Source organism: Solibacillus sp. FSL W8-0474 (genome assembly GCF_038004065.1).
In the GTDB taxonomy this organism is placed as follows: domain Bacteria; phylum Bacillota; class Bacilli; order Bacillales_A; family Planococcaceae; genus Solibacillus; species Solibacillus faecavium.
Genome location: NZ_JBBOQJ010000001.1, coordinates 504,095 through 524,598, shown reverse-complemented (window position 1 = coordinate 524,598; position 20,504 = coordinate 504,095). Strand labels below are relative to the sequence as shown.

Below are 20,504 nucleotides of genomic sequence, written 5' to 3'. Positions count from 1 at the left end.
AAAAGCGACACCATATTAGTTATAACTTCAAGATTTTCATTTTTTAATTAGGAATTCTTCTATATCTAATTCAATTTGTTTTGTGGGTAAATCTAAACTTGTACTTATTCCTACTTCGTTAAATAATTTCTTCTTTAACTCTGTAGACCAAACAAAATCACAAAAACCACGTCCTATAAATTCATTATTAACTAAAATAGAACCTACAATAAACTCTCCAATATCCCTTAATTCTGGTTCGATAACTTCATTGTTATTTACTTTCGTTAGATAATTATTGATTGTGCTAGATAAGATATCACCCGCTTGGATTAGAGGATGTTTCATTGAGTCACCCATTTCAAAATGTTTCAACTTAAGTGTGGAGAATACCATTTCTGTTCCACTTGATAATATTAGTGTTTCTTTACTTTTTGATTTTGAATAAATTTGAAATATTTCCGGAAAAACTTTTTTGAACTGAGCTATTTCATCATGTACCATTCTAACTTTATTAAAATTTATATTTCTAGAAAACAATTCGATTAATTGAATAAATGAAACAAACACAGGTAAATTAAGAGTTTTTAAAGCTTTTTTTTCCATACCCGATTCTGTATAAGTTTCTTCTTCAAGAATTTTATCCAAATGGTTACCTGAACCTTCAACAGCATAAGCTAACTGATCATAACCATACTTTCTAAACTCCTTTATTAGTTGTATCTGAGTATCTTTAATATTGGCAATTGATGGGGACTTATGTACTTCTGCAAATTTTTCTATCGATTCCTCTGAAATATTATAAATTATTTCGGCTATTATTTTCCTTATGTGGTTATTCCAAGATAATGTAGTTGAAATTCTATCATTGTACTCACTGTCAAAAAAAGCATCAACAATCTTTGCCGCTAAGCAATACCTTTTCTCTGCAACTATAAAAAAAGGTGTACACCCTAATTGACCCATTTCTTTCATGAAATTTGCGCAAAAACGTTTCCCATTGCTAGTTTTTAATAATCTAGCTCCCTTTAATTCATTAACTTGAGGAAAATTTTCCTTCCTCAAACTTATAACTTTATCTTTAACTCTATAACTTGAATTTCTTTCGACCATCCATCCCGATATTACATAGAGCGGTTGATTCTCGTCCAAAAAATTTGTACCAGTATTACCTGATTCGTCACAGTAGATATCATAATTCATCTTTCCATCTCCTCAAATTTCTTTAAACTAATCATAATGTGAATGGGAATAATTGTCACTATATTTCAGGATAATAAAAAGCCGTCAGCAATCGCCAACGACTTTACTACACAAGCCCAACGAGCGGTAGGTTTTCCATTGAAAAATTTATATTTGCACCCACAGTTTCTAATGTGAAAGATTTTTATTTATAGATACCCTCGATAAAACTATACTTGTGAATATGCATCCATCACTAGTTGTTTATATTCTTTTACCGTTTTATAAGCTCCGAGAATATAAACTACTGATTCTGGTGTAGCATCTCTGAACTTCCATATTTTAATTGCATTTTCAATCGGCAATAGATTCTGTTCAAATTCTTTGAAAATGATTTCCATAGCTCTTTCTATTTCTATAAAACCTGTCGCCTTGACGTCTTTCCTCATTTTCTTGATTAAAATTTTGATTTCCTTAATTTCTATTTTTATGAGTTTAATGGTACCCTGTTGAATTATTAAATTTTCATTCTTAATCATTTACACACCCCATTCCATTGCGAGTTGTCGCTGTGATTGTGTATATCTGCGAGCAATTTCTGACGGAGATGGGTTATTTCCGTATACATGAATGTGCGTATCGCCATTTTTATATGACCTTGATTTATCTATACTAGTCGATACTCCGTTCATTCTGCCCATAGAGATTGAATCCATAGGTTGCGTTACAGCAGACGCTAACTTTTTGCCTGCGTTTACAACCTGTTTAATTTTATCTTCCATACCGATAATTAAACCTTCACCTATGTTTTCACCGAACCCCATCATGACGCGTGATGGTGATTTGATTTTTAAAGCACTCTGAATGGTCTTGCTGATAGAGTTAGCAATTTCTTGTGCTTTCTTTTGTAATGCGCCTTGTGTGGATGCTAGACCTTGTAACAATCCATTACCAGCATCAACACCGATTTGTTTTAAGCTAGATAATTCGGTAGCAGTCGTTTTAGTCAACGACTTAATTTTTGTATCCCACTCATTTTTTAACGTGTCTAGTTGTTTATTGGCCGCATTCCGTAATTCGGTAATTTGCTTATCAGTATCATTTTTCATGCCAATCATTTCCGTTTCAGCTTGTGTACGAGCAAGTTTCGATTTCTCTTTATACAGATTACTGTATTGAGTTAATTGAGAGCTTGTCATGTTGTTCAATGCAATCAACTGTGGAAGGGCATTCGGTCCCATCTCACGTAATTCAGCTAATAAGCCTTTATCAATCGCCTTTTCAGATAACTTCTCAATCTCTCTTTGCCATACTTTAAAACCTTCAACTTGCGTCCCTAAGTTAACAAGTAATTGGTCACCTGTTGTATCAATCTCAACTTTAAATTCATCGAATAAGTTTTTGAATGAATACAACGATTTGGCGCGCTTGTCTACAGCATCCTCATAGGCTTTTGTGAGCGTTTCTTCTTGCTTAATTAACTCTTCGTTCACCTTGTTAATTTGACCTTGGAAATCCTCGTTAATCGCTGTAATTTCCTTATTTACTGCTTCGGTAGCTTTTTTATATTCTTGTTGTGCTTTGATGCGTTCTTTAGTACCTGCAGCGAATAGATTCATTGACTTTTCCCAAATTAATGCTTCATCAACTATAGATAATTGATCTAATGACTTTTTATCTGCAATATGCTTTTCGACTTTTTCGAGACGCTCTTTATTTACCGCTTGTATGGCCTTATTGTAATTTTGTTGAGCTTGAATTCGTTGTTTCGAACCCTCTACAAACAATTCAATAGATTGCTCCCAAATTTCCGCTTCATCTTCAACTGATAATTTATTCAATGACTTTTTATCATCAACATAATTTTTAATAACAGTAAAATATTCTTTCTCCGATTTCTCAACCAATGTTTTGTACTTTTTGTCAAAATTGATTTTATTCGTACTTTTTTGGTCTAAATAGGATTTCTCTAACCTTTCAATTTCCTGTATTTGTGATTTTGTTAATGCCTTCTTTTTCTTGGCTGCTGTATTACGGATGTCTTGTATTTTCTTAAGTGCTTGATCTTCTTTGTTTTCATTTTTCTTGTTGTGTTCACTTAGTAAATCCGAATACTCTTTCTGGAATGACTTTGAAACTGTTAAAATGCCATTACCGATATTCTCCATGGCTTTATTAACATTTTTACTAGAACTATCTAATCCGATTACTAACCCTTCACCCGTCCACAGACCAATCTCTTTAAATACGCGAGAAGGTGAATGAATACCCAACATACTTTTTGCTGTGTTTACAATTCCGTTTACTACATTTGAAATAGCCTTTATTGCATCAAGTGATTTAATACCATTTATCAATCCATTCATTATGTCTTTACCGATTTGTAAGAACTTACTCGGTAATTCTTTAACGGTATTAATAAGGCTAGTAGACATTGATTTAATGAGATTTACCACAGTCGTTCCTAAATTTCTAAAAAGATTAGCTACACTAGTCGCCATTCCGCTAACTGTATTAGGAATTGAAGACGCGAATGATTTGAAGGTACCTGCAATGGTAGTCCATTTTGTTTTAATCAAATTGATTGCAGTTTTAGAAAGATTCGTAAAGATTGTGCGTATACCGCCCAAGAAGCTTAACGAAAGTACTCCTATTATTAAGTCGATTGCACCGCTAAATATTTGTTTAATACCTTCCCACATACCTTTGAAGTCACCTGTAAATAAAGCACTGAATGTTTTAACAACGCCCATAATGACATCAAGCGCACCTGTGATTACCCTTTTAATTGCCGTCCACACATAGTCAATGACAACTAATACAGCAGGCATAATTGTTTCTATCACTTTTTTTATGACACCGAAAACATTTTCTGTAGCCTTCATTATTTGTTGTCCGTTATCATTCCAAAAAGTAGTTATCGTCTTTAATTTTTCTTGAACGAATGAAGCGACGCTTGTTAATGCTTTGTCCGTAATATCCTTTACTGCTGTAAATACTGTGTTTACCTTATCTCTAAATCCGTCGAAATTTTTATAAGCCGCTACCATTGCAACCCCTATAGCTACAATAGCTGCTATTGCTAATCCAATCGGACCTGTTAAGGATGTAAAAGCGAGTTTTAGCGCCCCCATTACTCCACCCGCATTTGCTATTGCTACCGACATACCCCCGAACGCACCTGCAATTGAACCTATTGAAGATGCCAATATCCCTCCCACAACTAATACAGGACCGATAGCAGCTACAATACCCGCGAATGCTAAAATAATCATTTGGAATTTCACATCTAATTCAGCTACCTTAGTGATTAACGGTCCGACAATATCGGCAAATTGCATTACGTAAGGAAGTAAATTATTTCCGAATGCAATTCCAACTTCTACAAGTCTATTCTTCAACGAACTCAATACGGAAGCAGTCGTTTCATAACGTTGTGCCGCCTCCTCTGATAGAGCTGTATTTTCACTCCAAGCAGTTGCAGACGTTTCCATCGCTCCACCAAATAAATCTGCAGCACCCGCAAGTCGTAGTAATGTGTCACGTTCGTACTGCCCTTTGATACCTAAACCAGCAAGCATGGTCGTTAAGTTTGCGCCTTTTTCGGAACTCTCTGCAAGCCCTTTGATGAAGGTATCTAATGCTCCTGCCGCATCAGTTTCGAATGCTTTCTTAAATTCAGTTGAAGTCATTCCCGCGGCTTTCGCGAATCCGTCTAAACTCTTTCCACCTTTACCAACCGCTGTATTAATTTTGCTCAAAATCATACTCATTGCGGTACCGCCCGCCTCGGCGTTAATACCAAGCGAACTCATCGTTGCGGATAACGCTAAGATTTGTGATTCAGTCAACCCTACTTGTGAGCCTTGTGCAGCTAAACGCATAGCCATTCCCATGATTTCAGATTCCGTTGTTGCCATGGTGTTACCAAGCCCAACTATGGATGAACCTAAGCGGTCAAAATCTTGTTGTGACATGCCGACGATATTTGCAAAACGAGCAAATTCAGTAGCGCCTTGTTCAGCGGTCATGTTAGTAGATTCACCTAAGTCAATGATGGTACGAGTGAAAGATAAAATATTATCTTCTGCGATACCTAATTGACCTGCAGATTCAGCAACCGCCGCAATATCACTTGCACTTGCTGGTAGTATTCGAGCCATTTCAAGAATACCTTTTTCTAATTTTGCAAAGCCCTCTTCGCTTGTATCGACTGTTTTACGTACCCCGGCAAAAGCTGATTCAAAATCAACTGCTGATTTAACCATCCCAACACCTAAGGCAGCAATTGGAGCTGTTAATTTCATTGATAATTCCTTACCAACATCTTTCATTTTGTCGCCAACACTTTTCATTTTATCTCCAAATGCAGTAGCGCTTTCGCCTATCTTGTTCCAATTGGATTGAGCTCTTTTCATTTCCGCTTCTTGCTTTTGTAATTCCGCTGTTATTTGTGATAATTCTGTTTCGGTACGATTCATTTCAGCAGATGCCTTATTAAGCTGTACCGCTAATTTCTCGGTTTGCGCAGAATGTTCGCCTGTTTCCTGTTTAGCTTTCTCATACTCGTCAGCAAGCTTTCTAACTTTGGTCTGTTGCCCCTCTAATAAACGTGAATGTGCATCTTGTTTCTGCCTTAAACCGTCAAGCGATGCTCCCCAATCCTTACCTTTGTTTTGCAACCCTCGAACCTCTTGACCCATTGCTTGCAAAGTACGATTCATTGATGCAATAGATTTTTCAAACTGCGCGTTGTCTAATGAAAGCCGCACAGCTAAATTTCCTACTTCTGCCATTTAACTCACCTCATTTTTGGAATAAAAAAAGAGCACAAGATAACCGAATTCGGTTTCTCATGCTCGCTGGTATGTCCAGTAGAACAATTAATAATTTTCTTTTGTGGTAGTCTCAATTTGTTTCACTTCACCATTGTGAACCTTTATTAAAATTTCACCGTATTTCACGGGATCTAATGCGGTCCATTCACCTTTAACATTTATTAAAATCTTTTGGTTTTCTGTTAATACTGGAATAGTAGTAGTCACCGTTTCCACTCCCTCATTTTTTAGATAGTGCTAATCTATGGACTGGCACATATATTCCGAGCTTTTCCCCCCTTTCATAAACCCATCCGCGTAGCAAAGGAAGGGGTCCGCCGGTAAACGGCGATTTTTAACCCGAATTATGACCTAGGGGGGCTATGTTCACCCTCTGCGTCTATTTCGAATAAAATTATGGATTAACTTTTTTCGATTTTTGCCATGTAAAAGACCTCCTAGTTTTTATTTAAAATAAATCGTTAATATCATAGCCGCCCTTTTTCGTTTCAAATTCAAATGAGCGTTCGATCGCTAGCAAAGCCGTATTAATTTTATTACGTTCACTGATTAACGGATGTGCTTTGGTAAAACGTTGGGCGCCATTTTCAGTAACTAATGTTTCCCCTTCTTCTTCAATGGTTTTACTCATACGATTAAAAGAGCTGACTAATGATATATAACGTTCTACCTTCTCGACCTCGACTAAATTTTCTTTGTCGATTTTATCCATAAGCTGTTTTTGTAAACTTTCAACGTTCACTGCCATTGTTTCGCTCCCCTCATATTTACCCCCCTCCCCCTCCCCTTCATGAGATTTCTGAAAAAAACCAGACAGTAGATACCCTGCCGCTCCCAGGACAAAAAATAGTGAATCAAACCTGTCGAATGGGGGGGACTTTTCACCTACCATCTTTCGTCTTGCCACTTCTTTTTCTTTTTAACTTTTCCTTCGAAACGATTGTGCCGTAAATTGTGACATGAACGACACAAAACCCTTAACAAACTCAAGTCAATCGCTTCCTCGTATGTGCATTCTTCTAAAATTTTGGTATGATCCACTTCTAAGTTTGTTACGGTGACTAACCCTTTCTCTTTACACCACACACATTCTTTGTCACGTTTAACAGCTTGGTTACGTACACCATTAACTCCCCTTCAAGCATTGCTCTTGTAAAACTTCATACGTCCTTCTTTTGTTTTGAAATTGTACTCATTCATTTACTATCACCACCCTTCAATGAACGATGTTCTTTAAAGTGCTTTGTGAATACAGCGTGTTTCTCTTTAATTGTCGCGGCATTCAATCCTAGTTCATCTGCTGCTTCATCCAGTGAATAACCTTCGAAATATTTTAGTATCAGTACATTTTCAAATGATTTTTCAACTTGCTTTGAACGAACTAAATCGAATAAGTCCTTTAAATTTTTCTGTTGATGAGCAATTTCCTTTTCGGCAAATTTTTTTACTTCATGGCATTCCAAGTTGCCCTCTAAAATGGATTGGTAGTCTTCTATTCTTCCTTGGTAATAATTCGCCATATCCATCCATTTGCAAATAGTTTGCAACTTACTCTTATTCAATTGACTTCATCCCTTCCGATTTCAACGTAAAGTTTTCCGTATCTTAGCAAGCCGTTTCTTTCGCTTTTCCTCATCTGCCTTTGGAACAATGACTTCAGAAGGTCCCTCTATATCATCCGATAGTTCCATACTGCGTTTTAATGCATCCCGTTCGTATTTTTTATAAACTGACTCAATGTACTTCAAGTGCTTTCGGATAACTTCTTTCACGTCTTTTTCATCAACTTCTAAGGTTGTACAGAAGGCTCGTATTAGTGTCTCCTTATCACCAAACGGTAAATGTTCCAAAATTGTATGAAAGCGTTCGTGCTTTAACCTGTAACGGTTTATTCGCTTTTCATACCATTCTTTAAGAGCAATGATGTTAACCACATGATAAAATGGATCACTTCTACTTCCTGGAACACCTTCTTCATATGAACGGGTACCAAATGAAAATTTATAAAGTTCACGAATTGCATTATCTTTTTCTATTAATAACTCTTCTATGGCCTTGTTACGTTGCGCATCCACCTGTAGGCAATAAAGCAATTCATTGACTTTAGTCCTTATAGATGAATGCGCAATTTCTGGCTTCGTGACTATAATCGCCAATGAGCTGCACCACCTTTTAAAGTTTTGTCGGTTCTGTAATGTAACCTAGTTCTTTTGCTGTCTTAGTCATAACGAACGTTCGGATCTTATACGTTTTAGCAACAGACATATTGAGAATGTCAGCCACTTCTGCATATTCATAAGTAGGCGAAAGTTCTTCCCAGTAGCGAACTTGAATGAATCGCTGGAATTGCTCGTTTAATTCTCCATATACTTTTTCGATTGCATCAAGAATGGCAACTAACTTTGGATAACGTATATCTGCATTTAATTCATCTGTTGCATATACTTTTTCAAGTAGGTTGCGTTCGCGTTTAAATAATTCATGATTTTTCCAATACCCTTCAATTACTTTCACATCTTCAGGATTCAATTCATTCAGCTCCTTATTTTAAAAATCGTATATCCAACCTAATTCGACTGCCAACTTCTCCAATAAGTGCTTTTTACAACTGTTCAAACGTGAAATGGTATATCCGATTTCGTCTGCCACATCTTCTGGATATTGAGATTTATAAAAGAGTAGGTCAATAACTTTTTTATGTGTATCAGTTGAACTAAAATAAAGGTTATTTATTGCGGTAAGGACTGTTGCTAAATGTTCTCTACGTGTTGTGCTAACCGTTCCACTTAGTAATTCTTTCTTTAAATCCTCTTTCTCCATAAGCCATTGCTCTAATAATTTGTAATTGAAATCTTTCAAATCGCTTCTATACATACTACAGACCCCCTTTTTATTTAATAAACCCAGCCAATCTTTTCAGCAAATCGTTCTAATAAATACTTTTTCATCTTTAAAATCTGATGGCGTTTTTTTCCTAGCTCATCCGCAATATCTTCTGGATAGGCACGTTCCACAAAGTACATATCAATTAATGTTCGATAATCTTCACTTTCCGTTTCGTAAATGGCTTTCATAGCGTTCACAAGCTTTAAACGGTCATTTACATACATTTCGCCATTTTCCGCTTGTTTTGCTTCCTCTTCTAGTTCATTACGCTTGAACCAGTACCGCTCCAATATTTGAATATCGTAATCTTCTAAAAATTTCACTGTCATTTCAGCGACCACCTTTTTAATTTATTTGTAAAACCGTTTGCCGACTTTAAAAACCCAATTTAATGCTTCATGGCTTTGCGGCAAAATCCCAGCTGCTAACATGCCACCTTTAAAGGCTCCGTTTGTTATATACACACCTATTTCTCTTTCAAAATAATGCTTCAATCCATAGCTTGTTAATGAAGGATTGTAAGATTGAATTAAATATGGCTTTACTCGCTCATTGATCCATTGTTGTAATAGCTCTTTATAACGCTGCTCTAACTGTTCATATTGATCTGGCTGATTAATCGGTAATAAAGCTAGTTCTGCATTTTTCATTGGTTCACCTCACATATATTCATCGTGAAAATTCTCTACACTGTGCCTGCCTTTTAACTTGATAACAAACACATAGGATAGATTTTTCTCGAATTTTGTAACGTTTGAAGTAATGTCGATTATTTCAATATTGCGTTCATTGAAATATTGAATTGTATAGTTCAAGTGTAGGGAAGCAGATTTTTCGTTCTCGTATGTCAGTACAATTAATGTGTAATTGTTCATTTACTCGCCAACCTTTCGTATTCATCACTCAATAATTTGTAAAGAAAAATGACTTGTTTTTGTTAAAAATACAGCTGTTCTTAAACGCTCAATTTTACATCAATTTTTAGTAAGATGATGGGCATCAAACCCTTGATATTACAGGACTTCTGATGACGTTTATGGCTATTCTATGTTGTTTAAAATCTCTAAGAAACATTCGCCCCATAAACGTCATCTAATCCTCATACTTTTCAATACCGTATTTTTCAGAAATTGCCGGTAAAAATACCTTCTGTTTGTTTTCGTTTTGAGTGTATACATAGCGTATAATGGTATTTCGTATAGACTTTTCGGAAAGCTCTGTTCTCTCGTCACCATCTATTTGTGAGTGTCTAATTTTGGCTACTAGCTCAATCGAAAGCGGTCTAATCGTTGTGAGCCGTTCTATCTTTGTACGACTATGAAAAGAGTGAAACAACTTCAAAGCTTCTTTCACATCACTTTCCTGGACCTTTAACTTTTTAGGAAAGTCGTATTTCATCATTTTTTTAAAGTCTGCTGATGGATAAGTTTTACCTTCAATTTTCAGTAATTCCCGATACACTTTTTTGGTGACGCTTGTTTTTTTGCTACTTTCAAACGCTGCGATTTCCACCAATGAAACAATATCGTTATAAAACACATGCGTATCGGCTACTTTTTTAATGTTCATCCCAATCTGTCTACAAGTTTCATAGTCTGCTATCGGACATAATCGTTTCATAGCATTAAACTGTGTAGGATGGACCATCATTTTAAATAATTGAATTTCTTCTTCGTTATTTCGTACAAAACATTTGTGCATTCCTTCATCGAAATACTGACTAAAGGCTTCACGTAGCTCCGAATCATCGGCTTTTTTAAGCTCCTGTTCTTCCTTTATTTCTTCCAGCAATGTACTAAAATCTTGATTGTTCTTTTCTGCTTCATCGTTCACATTGACCATCGCACTACATTTCACACCTAATTGGCGCTCTACTTCTTTTACAAAGGCATTTCGGAAAGTGCTGTAGTATTGTTCTGAACGCTTCATACTGTTATATCTGACATACATTGGATTGAATTCAATTACTGCTTCATCATCGGTGGATCTATAAAAGATTCCGTTATGATTTTCGACTTTTGATGTTGTGAATGTTTTTAAATTTTCATCTGTAAATTCTTCATTCAAGTAATCTACATAACTTTGAACAATTCTCTTTTTCTGTTGATAATCCGTTTCGATATAAAACTTTTTATCATCGGCATAATCTTTGTTAGGCTCTCGCATGTATAAGCAAAAATAACGGTATTGCTGTCTGAAACGGTTTGATATTTGTTTAATAGTAGAAGTATTGAAAAAAGGCGAACTCTTGTCTGAAACAACCAAACAACTCCAATTGAGTGTATTGTTAATGCTTAAACCTGTTGAAAGTACACTGGTAGTCAATACAACTTGTACATCATCCGAAATCGTTTCTGTTTCTGCGATACTTCTGTACGTTTCACTCTTTTTACTGTCACTTGTTACGACTTGAACGGTTATGCCTTGCTTTCTAAGCCGTTTCGCAATGCTCTGTATGCGATCTTTGTTATTAATGAACGCTAATACCTTTGTTTGTTTTAACAAGGCATTGAACACTGGAAGAAGCATAACATCGGCTAAATTCGCATCGGTTTCGATTTGTTCAATCATTTCAGTTTTACCGTTTTTCACTAACGGAACAGATTTTGCAACTTTCCTTGTGTGATACGTGAAAACTCTAAAATCCATAGCCGGTGATTTTGTATTGCCTGTTTCAATTTTTATAAGTGCATCGTAACTATCCTTAAAAGCGAAATCGGCTGTACCTGTTAATGCAATTAATGAGGTAGCCACTTTTGTTAGTTCCTGAAGCTTGTCGATTGCTCTAAACCGATAACCATAAGAACCGATAAATTCATGTATTTCATCTATTGCTATGATGAATTCCGGTTTATTGCCGTTGTAGTCAATACCATGCGTTAGGTAAGCTATTAACTTGTCCACCTTGTCATATGTGGAAATGAATAGTCGTTCCCCTTTGACTGCTGCTGTCGTTACGCTATGAAATGCGTTAGTCGTTTCACCTGTTAAACAAGGCACATTGTACTTTTTGGCAATCTGTTCACTTAAGATGATTGTTGGCGCTGTAAAGATATAATAGGAATATTCTTCACTCGCCAACTCTTGAAATGCTGTCATGAATGAGCTTGTTTTCCTTGAACCTGTTGGACTATCTACAATAAGCTTCTGTTTACGTTGTATAAGTTCTTTCGCAATATCTGGATTAAGATACTTCTTAACCTTTATGCGCTCCTGTGGAATCGTTTCAAGCGTTTCCTGTTGAGCGTGTTTGTACTTATGTCTACGTTTATAGCCGTGGTGTTCAGCATGGCGAACAATACTCCCAATATTTACATGACCATCTGGGCGTAAACTGTTCCAGTAACGCTCATTCTCTTCTGGACCACTAATAATGCAGTAAAGTGTATAACCTTCATCCTCGGTTAACTCACCCTTGACTACTTCGTTCTTCAACGCATAAACGATTTGTATCCATTTCTTTAAGGTTTCCTCACCTTCTCCGGAAGGAATGTAGCCGATCGCTTCGCACATTTCTTTCAATTCCTCATACGTCATTGGATTGTATAAGTTATAATTCATTTGTTTAGCTCGGCTATTACGTTGCTTTTCAAGTCTTTCTAACTTCGCTTGTGCTTTTATTCGCGCCTTTGGAAGCCATTCAGATATTTTTATTTTTGTGTGAAGATTATTCAATTCGTAACCTTTTAAACCTGGCCTAACAATCTGTGTAACGTTTTTCGCTACAACATCGACTGGTAAACTTTTTGACTTTAAGTAATCCATTAAGTACTCAATCAAAATATTAAAATCTTGTTGCTGCCGAATCGGTTCATCTAATTGAAAGAGTAACCTGTACCGATTCCCCTTAATGCCATGACTGAATGTATAGAATAAACCTGTGCAAATATCGTTTAATTCTTCTAGCACTTGTAATGGTTCTGTTATTTCTAAATCATCATCAATATCAATGGCGATTAAACTACTTGACACAAAACGAAAGCGATTATCTGAATCTATTTCGTAATTTGCTAATATCGCGCAATGACCACTGGATAAAGCTTCAATTATTTCTAACGTTGTATAAAGTGTTGCATGTCCTAAACGTTTAAAATCGTTTGTAATCTTGCCCATTTCAATCTGTTTAGGCTGTTGAAAGAATTTTTTACCGTGAATAGCGGTGTAATGTTTTGGTGATTCAATCGGAACTGCTTCATATTCAATTGTTTCGATTGCAACCAATTACATCACCACCCTTCAAAGCCATTTTCTATGTTGTGTTTTTACTGCATGCCCTGCCAAGCATTTAGTTATTTTTTGTTACCATTCTGTTTTTAGAATTTCTGTAATTGCTTCCATTGTAGGTTTGTAGAAGTACCAACGTTTACGGCTCTTTTTAACTTCGTGTAATCGAACACGTGGATCTTGTAAAAATTCATCCTCTATAAATCGCTCACTCATTGATAACTTTTTAGCTAAACCTTTAACATCAATCAGAAGTAAGGAATCATCCACGATTTCATTCACTCGTTTTTCAAGTTGATCTTTGATTAACTTTTCATCAACTTCAATTTTTATTGCTGCCATTTGATTCATGATTTCAACACCTCATTATTTTGAATAGTATTTCCGTCAATCATGTTTAAATTAAAAAGCTGTAATTCTCGATTGATTTTGAGAAACAACTTAAAGCTAGGTAGGTATCTATTATTTTCTATATCTGACAGATAACTTCTAGAAATATCTAATTTTTCAGCCAAATCTTTTTGCTTCATACATTTTTCTATTCGTCTATCTTTAATCATTTTGCCTACTTCTTCGTTAAGCATATTTTCACCTCATTCTACATAAGAACTCTAACTGAATTTATTGTATGGTATTTCCGTAACTAATTCAAGCATAAATTACTTATTTATCCGTCATTTTACTATATTTACTTATTTAACCGTCATATTTCACTTAGATTACTTGTATCTCCGACATATAAAACGTATTATTTATAAAGAGGAGTGTGAACATATGGTTACTGTAGGGGAAAAAATTAAGGAATACAGAAAGAGTGTAAAAATAAACCAAACTAAGTTGGCCGAAAAAGCTGAAATTTCAAGAACATATTTAAGTGATGTTGAAAATAATCGTTATAAACCGAGTATTTCATTATTAAGAAAAATTTCCGAAGCTCTGGCTGGTGCCGGTGGTGTAATAAAAATAGGTAATACTACACATATAAATAATACTGCTTCATTAGACTCGGTTATTTATAACTCATTAATGGAAGCTGCAGGATATATAAAAGAAGCTGATTTTTTAAAAACTCAATTAAATGCTTTGGAAAATGAACACATGATTTTAAATACTGAATATCAAATGATTCAACATGAATTAAGTAGAAGCGATTTAAGCGATACGGTAAGAACCAATTTAAGCGAAAAACTTAACAAAATAGAGACCGAATTACACAAGTTATCTGTTGTAATGAATTCTCTCAAAATGAATAAGGAATTAAATAAAAATTTTAGTGGATGGGATGTTTTAGAAGATATTCCAATGGATGACGTACAGGATTACTTAAAAAAAGTTGGGTTTAAAATTACTGAAACCATCCAGCCAAAAATAGATCTAGAAACTATATTGAATTCAACTCAAGAAATAACATTCAATGGTAAAACATTGAATGATAAAGAAAAGCAAAAAGTATTGCAGGTTCTACACATTACATTAGAAAATTAATTTACATTCGTCCCTATAAACATGCCCTGCCAAGCGCTGAAGGGAATGTAAAAAGTGCAATATAAAAAATCAAACAAAGAAAAAGACGTATATTCTTATGTAACTTCAAAAGGCGAAAAATTGTGGATGTATCGTTATAAGTATTATGACAATGTAGGAAAACGTAAAGAGAAGAAAAAAAGTGGATTTAAAACAGAAAAAGAAGCGATAAAAGCCCTTCTGGAAGTAAAGGCTGCTACGCTTCGTGGTGAAACAAAATCTATTGAAAATGATAACATGACCGTAGGAGAATGGCTCGATATTTGGTTTGAAATGAATAAAAGAAAGTGGAAACCTGCAACTGCCACTCAAAGAGAATCGTTTATTCGACTTCAATTAAAACCACTTATTGGCCATGTAAAGTTAAATAAACTCGATAAACTAACTTATCAAAGGCTTTTTCTAGATCAAGTAGTCGATAAATATAAACCTTCTACAATACGCACTTTCCACGTCATTATGAGAACTGCCATTAATGCAGCCATTGAAGAAGAAATTCTATTAAGAAACAAACTCGCCGGGGCTGTGCTACCAACTAAAAGAGAAGGAATCAATGATAATAATTTTTTATCTCCTGACCAGTTGAATGTATTTTTAAAAACTGTGGAAGTAAATGAGGACATTACACATTCTACGCTTTTCCATTTACTGGCCTATACCGGTATGCGAAAGGGTGAAGCACTAGGTCTCCAGTGGAATAATATTGATTTCGATAATCGTACAATTGAAATTATCAAACATCGCGGATCGCATGGAATAGGTTCTACAAAGACAAAAAATAGTGAGCGAACAATTAAAGTAGATGAAATAGTCATTTCCCAATTAAAGACTTATCAAAAGGCTTTAAAACAACTTCTTTTGAAGTTTGGTCAAAAACTAACACCATCAACATTTATTTTTCTTTCATTATCATCTGGTGAGCCTTTATCGCCTACAGGATTAAACGCTAATTTTAATCGAATGGTAGCATTGGCAAAACTGCCTAAAACAACTGTGCATGGTTTACGCCATTCACACGCTACAATTCTTTTAAATAATGGTATTCCAGTAAAAGCGATTGCTGAACGTTTAGGGAACACACCGGAAATGATTCATACAGTTTATGGACATGTTTTAAAGGAACTTGAAGATAAGACTGTTAATGTATTTAGTACCTCTTTACAACAAAGTGGGGCAACAAGTGGGGCTAATTCATAGCTTCACCCCACTTCTCCCCCTGGTATTACTGACTTTCTAAGCCCTCTACTATTTCACCCAGCCTAAAATCATTTCGCGAATTAATTTTGCTGCTGTGTTTACTGTTATTTCTGAATGATCGTATATCGGTGCTACTTCCACAAGATCAAAGCCGACCACATTTACTTCAGAGTGCGCGATTTCATGAATCGATGCCAAAAGTTCTTTTGGTGTAATACCACCTGCATCTACAGTGCCTGTTCCTGGTGCATGTGCCGGGTCCAATACGTCAATATCAATTGTCACGTAAATATTGCGCCCTTTTAACGTTGGCAGGATTTGCTTTAAAGGCTCGAATACTTCGAATAATGAAATGTGCATCCCATTTTCCTTTGCCCACTGCAATTCTTCCTTTAAACCTGAACGAATCCCGAATGAATAGACATTTTCAGGTCCGATTGTATCAGCTATTTTACGAATTGGCGTTGCGTGTGAATACTGTTCACCTTCATAATCGGTACGTAAATCAGTATGCGCATCAAAATGAATAATTGCTAAATCATCATACTTTTCGTATACCGCCTCCATTACTGGCAATGATACTAAGTGTTCGCCACCCATACCAACTGGAACTTTGTTGTCTGCCAATACTTGGCGAACAAATGTCTTAATTTCCGCTAAAGATTTTTCCGGATTACCGAATGGCAATGGAATGTCTCCTGCGTCAAAAAATGGAACATCCGCTAATTCGCGATCCAAGTAAAAACTGTATTCTTCCAAACCGACTGACACTTCACGGATTCTAGCTGGCCCAAAACGTTGACCTGGACGATAGCTTACTGTCCAATCCATTGGCATGCCGTAAAGAACTGCCTTACTTTCTTCGTAATTTTGATGGCTTTTAATAAACATATTGCCAGCATAAGTTTCATCAAATCTCATTTACGATCACCTACATCCTTCTCTATTTTAAATTATCAATTATAAATCAATTTGTTCTCAATTTCGTATGCATAGCGACCGGTGATTTTGCTCATACTAAATCTAACAAATGAAACTTTTGATCGCTATTTTCGTATAATTAAGTACAACTGACAAAATTCGACATTATGAATACGTATAGTCATAGCAGTATTAATGCTTATTTCCATTTAATGTGCTACGACAAAAGTATAGTTGTTTTCATTGAAAGTGCAATAGAATTTTTATAACTTTTCCTAAATGACTGAAAATTTATTGCTTACTATAAAAAAGAAATGAGGTGGAAAAACTTGAAAAGACAGCAATATAAAAAACGAAAAAGTCGTAAAAGATTTATAAAAAAAGTAGGACTCGTTACTATTGCCCTTTTATGTTTTTTCGCTGTAACGTTCCTTTCATTGCGTATATATGCACAAGTTGCTGGAGCACCACCACTTACTGTTCCGAAAGCTTCGATCTTTTTGGATAGCAACAATAATAAAATTGGTGATTATTTTACCGAGGAGCGTCGCTATTGGACAGAATTGGATGATATTTCACCTTATTTAATTGACGCTACTGTAGCCGTGGAAGATAAAGACTTCTTTGACCATAGTGGTTTTGACTATTCCCGAATTGCCGGTGCCGTTTTAGCAGATATTAAAGCGGGAGGTAAGGTCCAAGGAGCTAGTACACTTACTCAGCAATATGCGCGTAACCTTTATTTAACACATGAAAAAACATGGACCCGAAAAATAAATGAAGCCTTATTTGCCTATCGTTTAGAGTTATTTTACTCCAAAGAAGAAATTTTAGAAGGCTATTTAAATACGGTTTACTACGGACATGGAATGTATGGTGTAGAAGCAGCGAGCCGTTATTTTTATGACAAATCAGCAAAGGATTTAACATTAGCCGAAGCTTCTATGCTTGCCGGTGTTCCAAAAGGGCCGACGTATTATTCGCCACTAAATGATTTAAAAAAGGCGACAAATCGTCAGCAAGTTATTTTACGATTAATGGCTGATCAAGGAAAGATTACAGAAGATGAAAAAACACGTGCTACGTCTGAACAAGTTGTACTAAAAAGTGATCAATGGATTGCGTCAAAGTCGATAGCACCTTACTTTTTGGATGCTGTTAGGGAAGAAGCGACTGACATATTAAAATCCAAAAACCTTAGTATTAATGAAGGTGGATGGACGATTCAAACAACATTGAACCAGGCGCATCAGCGTGCAGCCGAAAATGCAATTAAAACGAATATGCCTAATAGTGATTTACAGGTTGGTTTTGTTAGTATGGATGCACATACTGGTTATGTAACAGCGCTTGTAGGAGGACGTGATTATAGTATAAGCCCCTTTAATCGGGTCTCATTGGGAAATCGTCAACCCGGCTCCGCCATCAAGCCGATTTTATACGCAGCTGCCCTGGAAAAGGACTTTCACCCAATGTCGTTTTTAGATGTTAGTGAGACAACATTCACTTATGATAGTGGACGAGCAACTTATACACCACAAAACGTCAATAATAAATTTGCAGATCATGCCATTTCCTTAGCCCAAGCATTGGCTATTTCCGACAATATTTATGCTGTAAAAACATTGGAAGGAATCGGCTACCGTTCCTTCCGGGATATTCAAAAACGCTTTGGACTTCAATATTCTGAAAAAGATATCCCTTCCATTGCTTTGGGAACCGCTGAAAATTCGCTGTATGATTTAACAAATGCATATAACATACTTGCAGCTGGTGGAGAAAAGAGAAAACCGGTTACCGTATTATCGATTACTGATGCAAAAGGGAAAGTTGTTTATAAATATAAAAAACCGGAGAAAGAACAAGTAATTTCTGAACAGGATGCTTTTGTTCTCACACAAATGATGACAGGAATATTCGATCCTGTATTTAGTGATTACTCTCCTGCAACCGGTCTATCTTTACGCTCTAGAATGTCCCACACGTATGCAGCAAAATCGGGGACGACAAATAGTGATCAATGGATGATTGGCTTTACACCTAGCTTAACTGCCGGTGTATGGAATGGCTATGACCAAGGGAAAACACTATCTGTGCAGGCAGATATGGCAGCTTCCAAACAAGTGTGGATCGATTTTATGGAAACCGCCCTTGATGGAAAAGCAAACGAAACTTTTAAAATGCCAAGTGGCGTCGAGCCTGTTACGGTTGATATTCTAAGTGGTAATTTAGCCGATGCCTCCTGTCCGAACCAACGTGTCGTTTATATGAAAACAGCAGATATCCCAACGGAATCATGTGGAACATTCGATTTCTTCGATACCGATACATGGGGTAATTTCTTTGAAACATTACCATTTGAAGCATTCAAAGGTTTTTGGGACTAAAAATTAAAAAAGCTCTTTCGTTTCCGGTTCTAGTCCGTAAAACGAAAGAGCTTTTCTATTGTGGTTAACGAAAGGATGAGAATCATGGGGCATTCGGCTTGGGAAAGTTCAAATGCCGCTTAATACTCATCACTATTCATTTTCCACGTGTCCTAGCCTACTACTTTGCAAGCTTTAAAATCAGTTTACTTTCTTTTGGAAGCAGTTTCAACCACCGATTAGGATGTTCTTGAAATGTCACATATTGTTCACCGGATGAATTCATTTTCCCAAAAAAATAATTGACTGATTATCAATTTATTTGTGTCTTATATTTACCCTATAAGTCATTTTACGCTAAATCATTTGCTAATTTTTCATCGCTATTGTTCCACATTTCTTCATTGTGGCTTTTCAGGAAGTCTGCCAATATTTTTTTTGATGGTGCATCCATATGATCAACGATTATATGGCGCTTCATAGATTTATCCATTCTGTTTACATGATCCGCCAATATTTTATAGCCGCGGCGTTTTTCACGGTTTACAACCATTTCACATGCAGTTACGCCTGCAAAGTAGGCACCGGATTCCTTATGGTCAATCGTCACCCATACTAACCAGTAATTTTTACCACCTGCTGAGTCTTCACGGTTCGTTGTAAATTTAATACCACGCTCTACTTCACTTTTTGCATGCATTGCACCTATATCAACAATCGCCGTTCCTTCTGCGACATCGACAATGACTGGCGACACATTTTCTAGAGAAAGTGAGCCAATGCCAAAACCTTTATGTCCATCGGTTGGATCATTTTTAATAATCGTAAAACCCATTTTTGGTTTAGAATTTTCTTCATTTGCCATTGTAAATACCTCCAAATACGCTAATATAAATACTATACACTATATTTTAACTAGGAGGCGACTATATGCCAATCGTTACAATTAAAATGGTTGAGGGGCGTACAGAAGAACAAAAGCGAGCGCTTGTAGAAGAAGTGACACAAGCTGTTTCAAAAACAGTTGACGCACCAGTAGAAAATGTATCCATTATCATCGAAGAAATGTCTAAAAACCACTTTGCAAAAGGTGGCGTGCGATACAGCGACAATTAATTTGTCCTATATTTCAGCTGACTACGCAGTACACAATGAAAATTGCAGTGCAAATGGGACTGGGTCATAATCTAAAAATGATGGGCCTGGGACAAAACCCGCCTCAAAATCAAAAGCAGTTCAAATTTTACGATTAGTAAAATTTGAACTGCTTTCTTATTGTGTCTACTTCGTAGCCGTTGTTCTCCGTTACGGCGGACGCTTTCCTGGGGGCACGGCTCGAGCCTGTAGTCTCTCCCACGTACTTGTCCCCTGGGAGTCGCCGCCTTCA

At 36.1% G+C, this 20,504-nt stretch carries 22 protein-coding genes; 4 read left to right on the top strand and 18 right to left on the bottom strand.

Annotated features, from left to right (window positions below):
* Nucleotides 1-36: 36 nt before the first annotated feature.
* From NYE67_RS02660 to NYE67_RS02585, 16 genes are all read right to left on the bottom strand, one after another.
* Nucleotides 37-1,182: a DUF3800 domain-containing protein gene (locus NYE67_RS02660; RefSeq protein WP_340729048.1), complete on the bottom strand. Its 1,146-nt coding sequence runs from the start codon at nt 1,180-1,182 to the stop codon at nt 37-39.
* A 209-nt stretch (nt 1,183-1,391) separates the two neighbouring features.
* Nucleotides 1,392-1,700 (bottom strand): hypothetical protein, encoded by a 309-nt coding sequence (locus NYE67_RS02655; protein WP_340729047.1) that lies wholly within the window; start codon nt 1,698-1,700, stop codon nt 1,392-1,394.
* A complete protein-coding gene (locus NYE67_RS02650) occupies nt 1,701-5,957 on the bottom strand; it encodes a phage tail tape measure protein (RefSeq protein ID WP_340729046.1) in 4,257 nt (1,418 codons plus the stop codon).
* Nucleotides 5,958-6,044: 87 nt separating this feature from the next.
* Nucleotides 6,045-6,206 (bottom strand): DUF2292 domain-containing protein, encoded by a 162-nt coding sequence (locus tag NYE67_RS02645; protein WP_340729045.1) that lies wholly within the window; start codon nt 6,204-6,206, stop codon nt 6,045-6,047.
* A 241-nt stretch (nt 6,207-6,447) separates the two neighbouring features.
* Nucleotides 6,448-6,747, bottom strand: coding sequence for a P27 family phage terminase small subunit (locus NYE67_RS02640; RefSeq protein ID WP_340729044.1), 300 nt, complete (start codon nt 6,745-6,747; stop codon nt 6,448-6,450).
* Nucleotides 6,748-6,884: 137 nt separating this feature from the next.
* The gene (locus NYE67_RS02635; protein ID WP_340729043.1) at nt 6,885-7,085 is read right to left on the bottom strand and encodes an HNH endonuclease; all 201 of its coding nucleotides are present in this window, start codon (nt 7,083-7,085) and stop codon (nt 6,885-6,887) included.
* Nucleotides 7,086-7,195: 110 nt separating this feature from the next.
* A complete protein-coding gene (locus NYE67_RS02630; protein ID WP_340729042.1) occupies nt 7,196-7,561 on the bottom strand; it encodes an ECF-type sigma factor in 366 nt (121 codons plus the stop codon).
* Between the two features lie 21 nt (nt 7,562-7,582).
* Complete coding sequence (locus NYE67_RS02625) at nt 7,583-8,155, bottom strand: hypothetical protein (RefSeq protein WP_340729041.1); 573 nt, start codon at nt 8,153-8,155, stop codon at nt 7,583-7,585.
* 16 nt (nt 8,156-8,171) lie between these two features.
* Entirely contained in the window at nt 8,172-8,528 is a 357-nt protein-coding gene (locus NYE67_RS02620; protein ID WP_340729040.1) for a hypothetical protein, read from the bottom strand.
* A gap of 18 nt (nt 8,529-8,546) precedes the next feature.
* Nucleotides 8,547-8,873: a hypothetical protein gene (locus NYE67_RS02615; RefSeq protein ID WP_340729039.1), complete on the bottom strand. Its 327-nt coding sequence runs from the start codon at nt 8,871-8,873 to the stop codon at nt 8,547-8,549.
* A gap of 20 nt (nt 8,874-8,893) precedes the next feature.
* Complete coding sequence (locus tag NYE67_RS02610; RefSeq protein WP_340729038.1) at nt 8,894-9,214, bottom strand: hypothetical protein; 321 nt, start codon at nt 9,212-9,214, stop codon at nt 8,894-8,896.
* 21 nt (nt 9,215-9,235) lie between these two features.
* Nucleotides 9,236-9,535 carry a hypothetical protein gene (locus NYE67_RS02605; protein ID WP_340729037.1) on the bottom strand — a complete coding sequence of 100 codons (300 nt, stop codon included), beginning with the start codon at nt 9,533-9,535 and terminating at the stop codon, nt 9,236-9,238.
* 9 nt (nt 9,536-9,544) lie between these two features.
* Nucleotides 9,545-9,760, bottom strand: coding sequence for a hypothetical protein (locus NYE67_RS02600; protein ID WP_340729036.1), 216 nt, complete (start codon nt 9,758-9,760; stop codon nt 9,545-9,547).
* 217 nt (nt 9,761-9,977) lie between these two features.
* The gene (locus NYE67_RS02595; protein ID WP_340729035.1) at nt 9,978-13,106 is read right to left on the bottom strand and encodes a DEAD/DEAH box helicase; all 3,129 of its coding nucleotides are present in this window, start codon (nt 13,104-13,106) and stop codon (nt 9,978-9,980) included.
* Between the two features lie 78 nt (nt 13,107-13,184).
* Nucleotides 13,185-13,460, bottom strand: coding sequence for a hypothetical protein (locus NYE67_RS02590; RefSeq protein ID WP_340729034.1), 276 nt, complete (start codon nt 13,458-13,460; stop codon nt 13,185-13,187).
* Entirely contained in the window at nt 13,457-13,693 is a 237-nt protein-coding gene (locus NYE67_RS02585) for a helix-turn-helix transcriptional regulator (protein ID WP_340729033.1), read from the bottom strand. The genes NYE67_RS02590 and NYE67_RS02585 overlap by 4 nt, the downstream gene beginning before the upstream one ends.
* A gap of 190 nt (nt 13,694-13,883) precedes the next feature.
* On the opposite strand from NYE67_RS02585, the gene NYE67_RS02580 reads away from it, so the two are divergent.
* Nucleotides 13,884-14,594, top strand: coding sequence for a helix-turn-helix domain-containing protein (locus tag NYE67_RS02580; protein WP_340729032.1), 711 nt, complete (start codon nt 13,884-13,886; stop codon nt 14,592-14,594).
* A 54-nt stretch (nt 14,595-14,648) separates the two neighbouring features.
* Complete coding sequence (locus tag NYE67_RS02575) at nt 14,649-15,830, top strand: site-specific integrase (protein WP_340729031.1); 1,182 nt, start codon at nt 14,649-14,651, stop codon at nt 15,828-15,830.
* Between the two features lie 48 nt (nt 15,831-15,878).
* On the opposite strand, the gene speB is transcribed toward NYE67_RS02575, so the two are convergent.
* Nucleotides 15,879-16,751, bottom strand: a complete 873-nt coding sequence (speB, locus tag NYE67_RS02570) for an agmatinase (protein WP_340729030.1) — start codon at nt 16,749-16,751, stop codon at nt 15,879-15,881.
* A gap of 329 nt (nt 16,752-17,080) precedes the next feature.
* Here speB and NYE67_RS02565 point away from each other — a divergent pair, with 329 nt between their 5' ends.
* The gene (locus tag NYE67_RS02565; protein ID WP_340726905.1) at nt 17,081-19,138 is read left to right on the top strand and encodes a transglycosylase domain-containing protein; all 2,058 of its coding nucleotides are present in this window, start codon (nt 17,081-17,083) and stop codon (nt 19,136-19,138) included.
* A gap of 331 nt (nt 19,139-19,469) precedes the next feature.
* Here NYE67_RS02565 and NYE67_RS02560 read toward each other — a convergent pair whose 3' ends face one another.
* Entirely contained in the window at nt 19,470-19,982 is a 513-nt protein-coding gene (locus tag NYE67_RS02560) for a YwhD family protein (protein ID WP_340726904.1), read from the bottom strand.
* Between the two features lie 65 nt (nt 19,983-20,047).
* On the opposite strand from NYE67_RS02560, the gene NYE67_RS02555 reads away from it, so the two are divergent.
* Complete coding sequence (locus tag NYE67_RS02555; protein WP_191700766.1) at nt 20,048-20,233, top strand: 2-hydroxymuconate tautomerase; 186 nt, start codon at nt 20,048-20,050, stop codon at nt 20,231-20,233.
* The last annotated feature ends 271 nt before the right edge of the window (nt 20,234-20,504 follow it).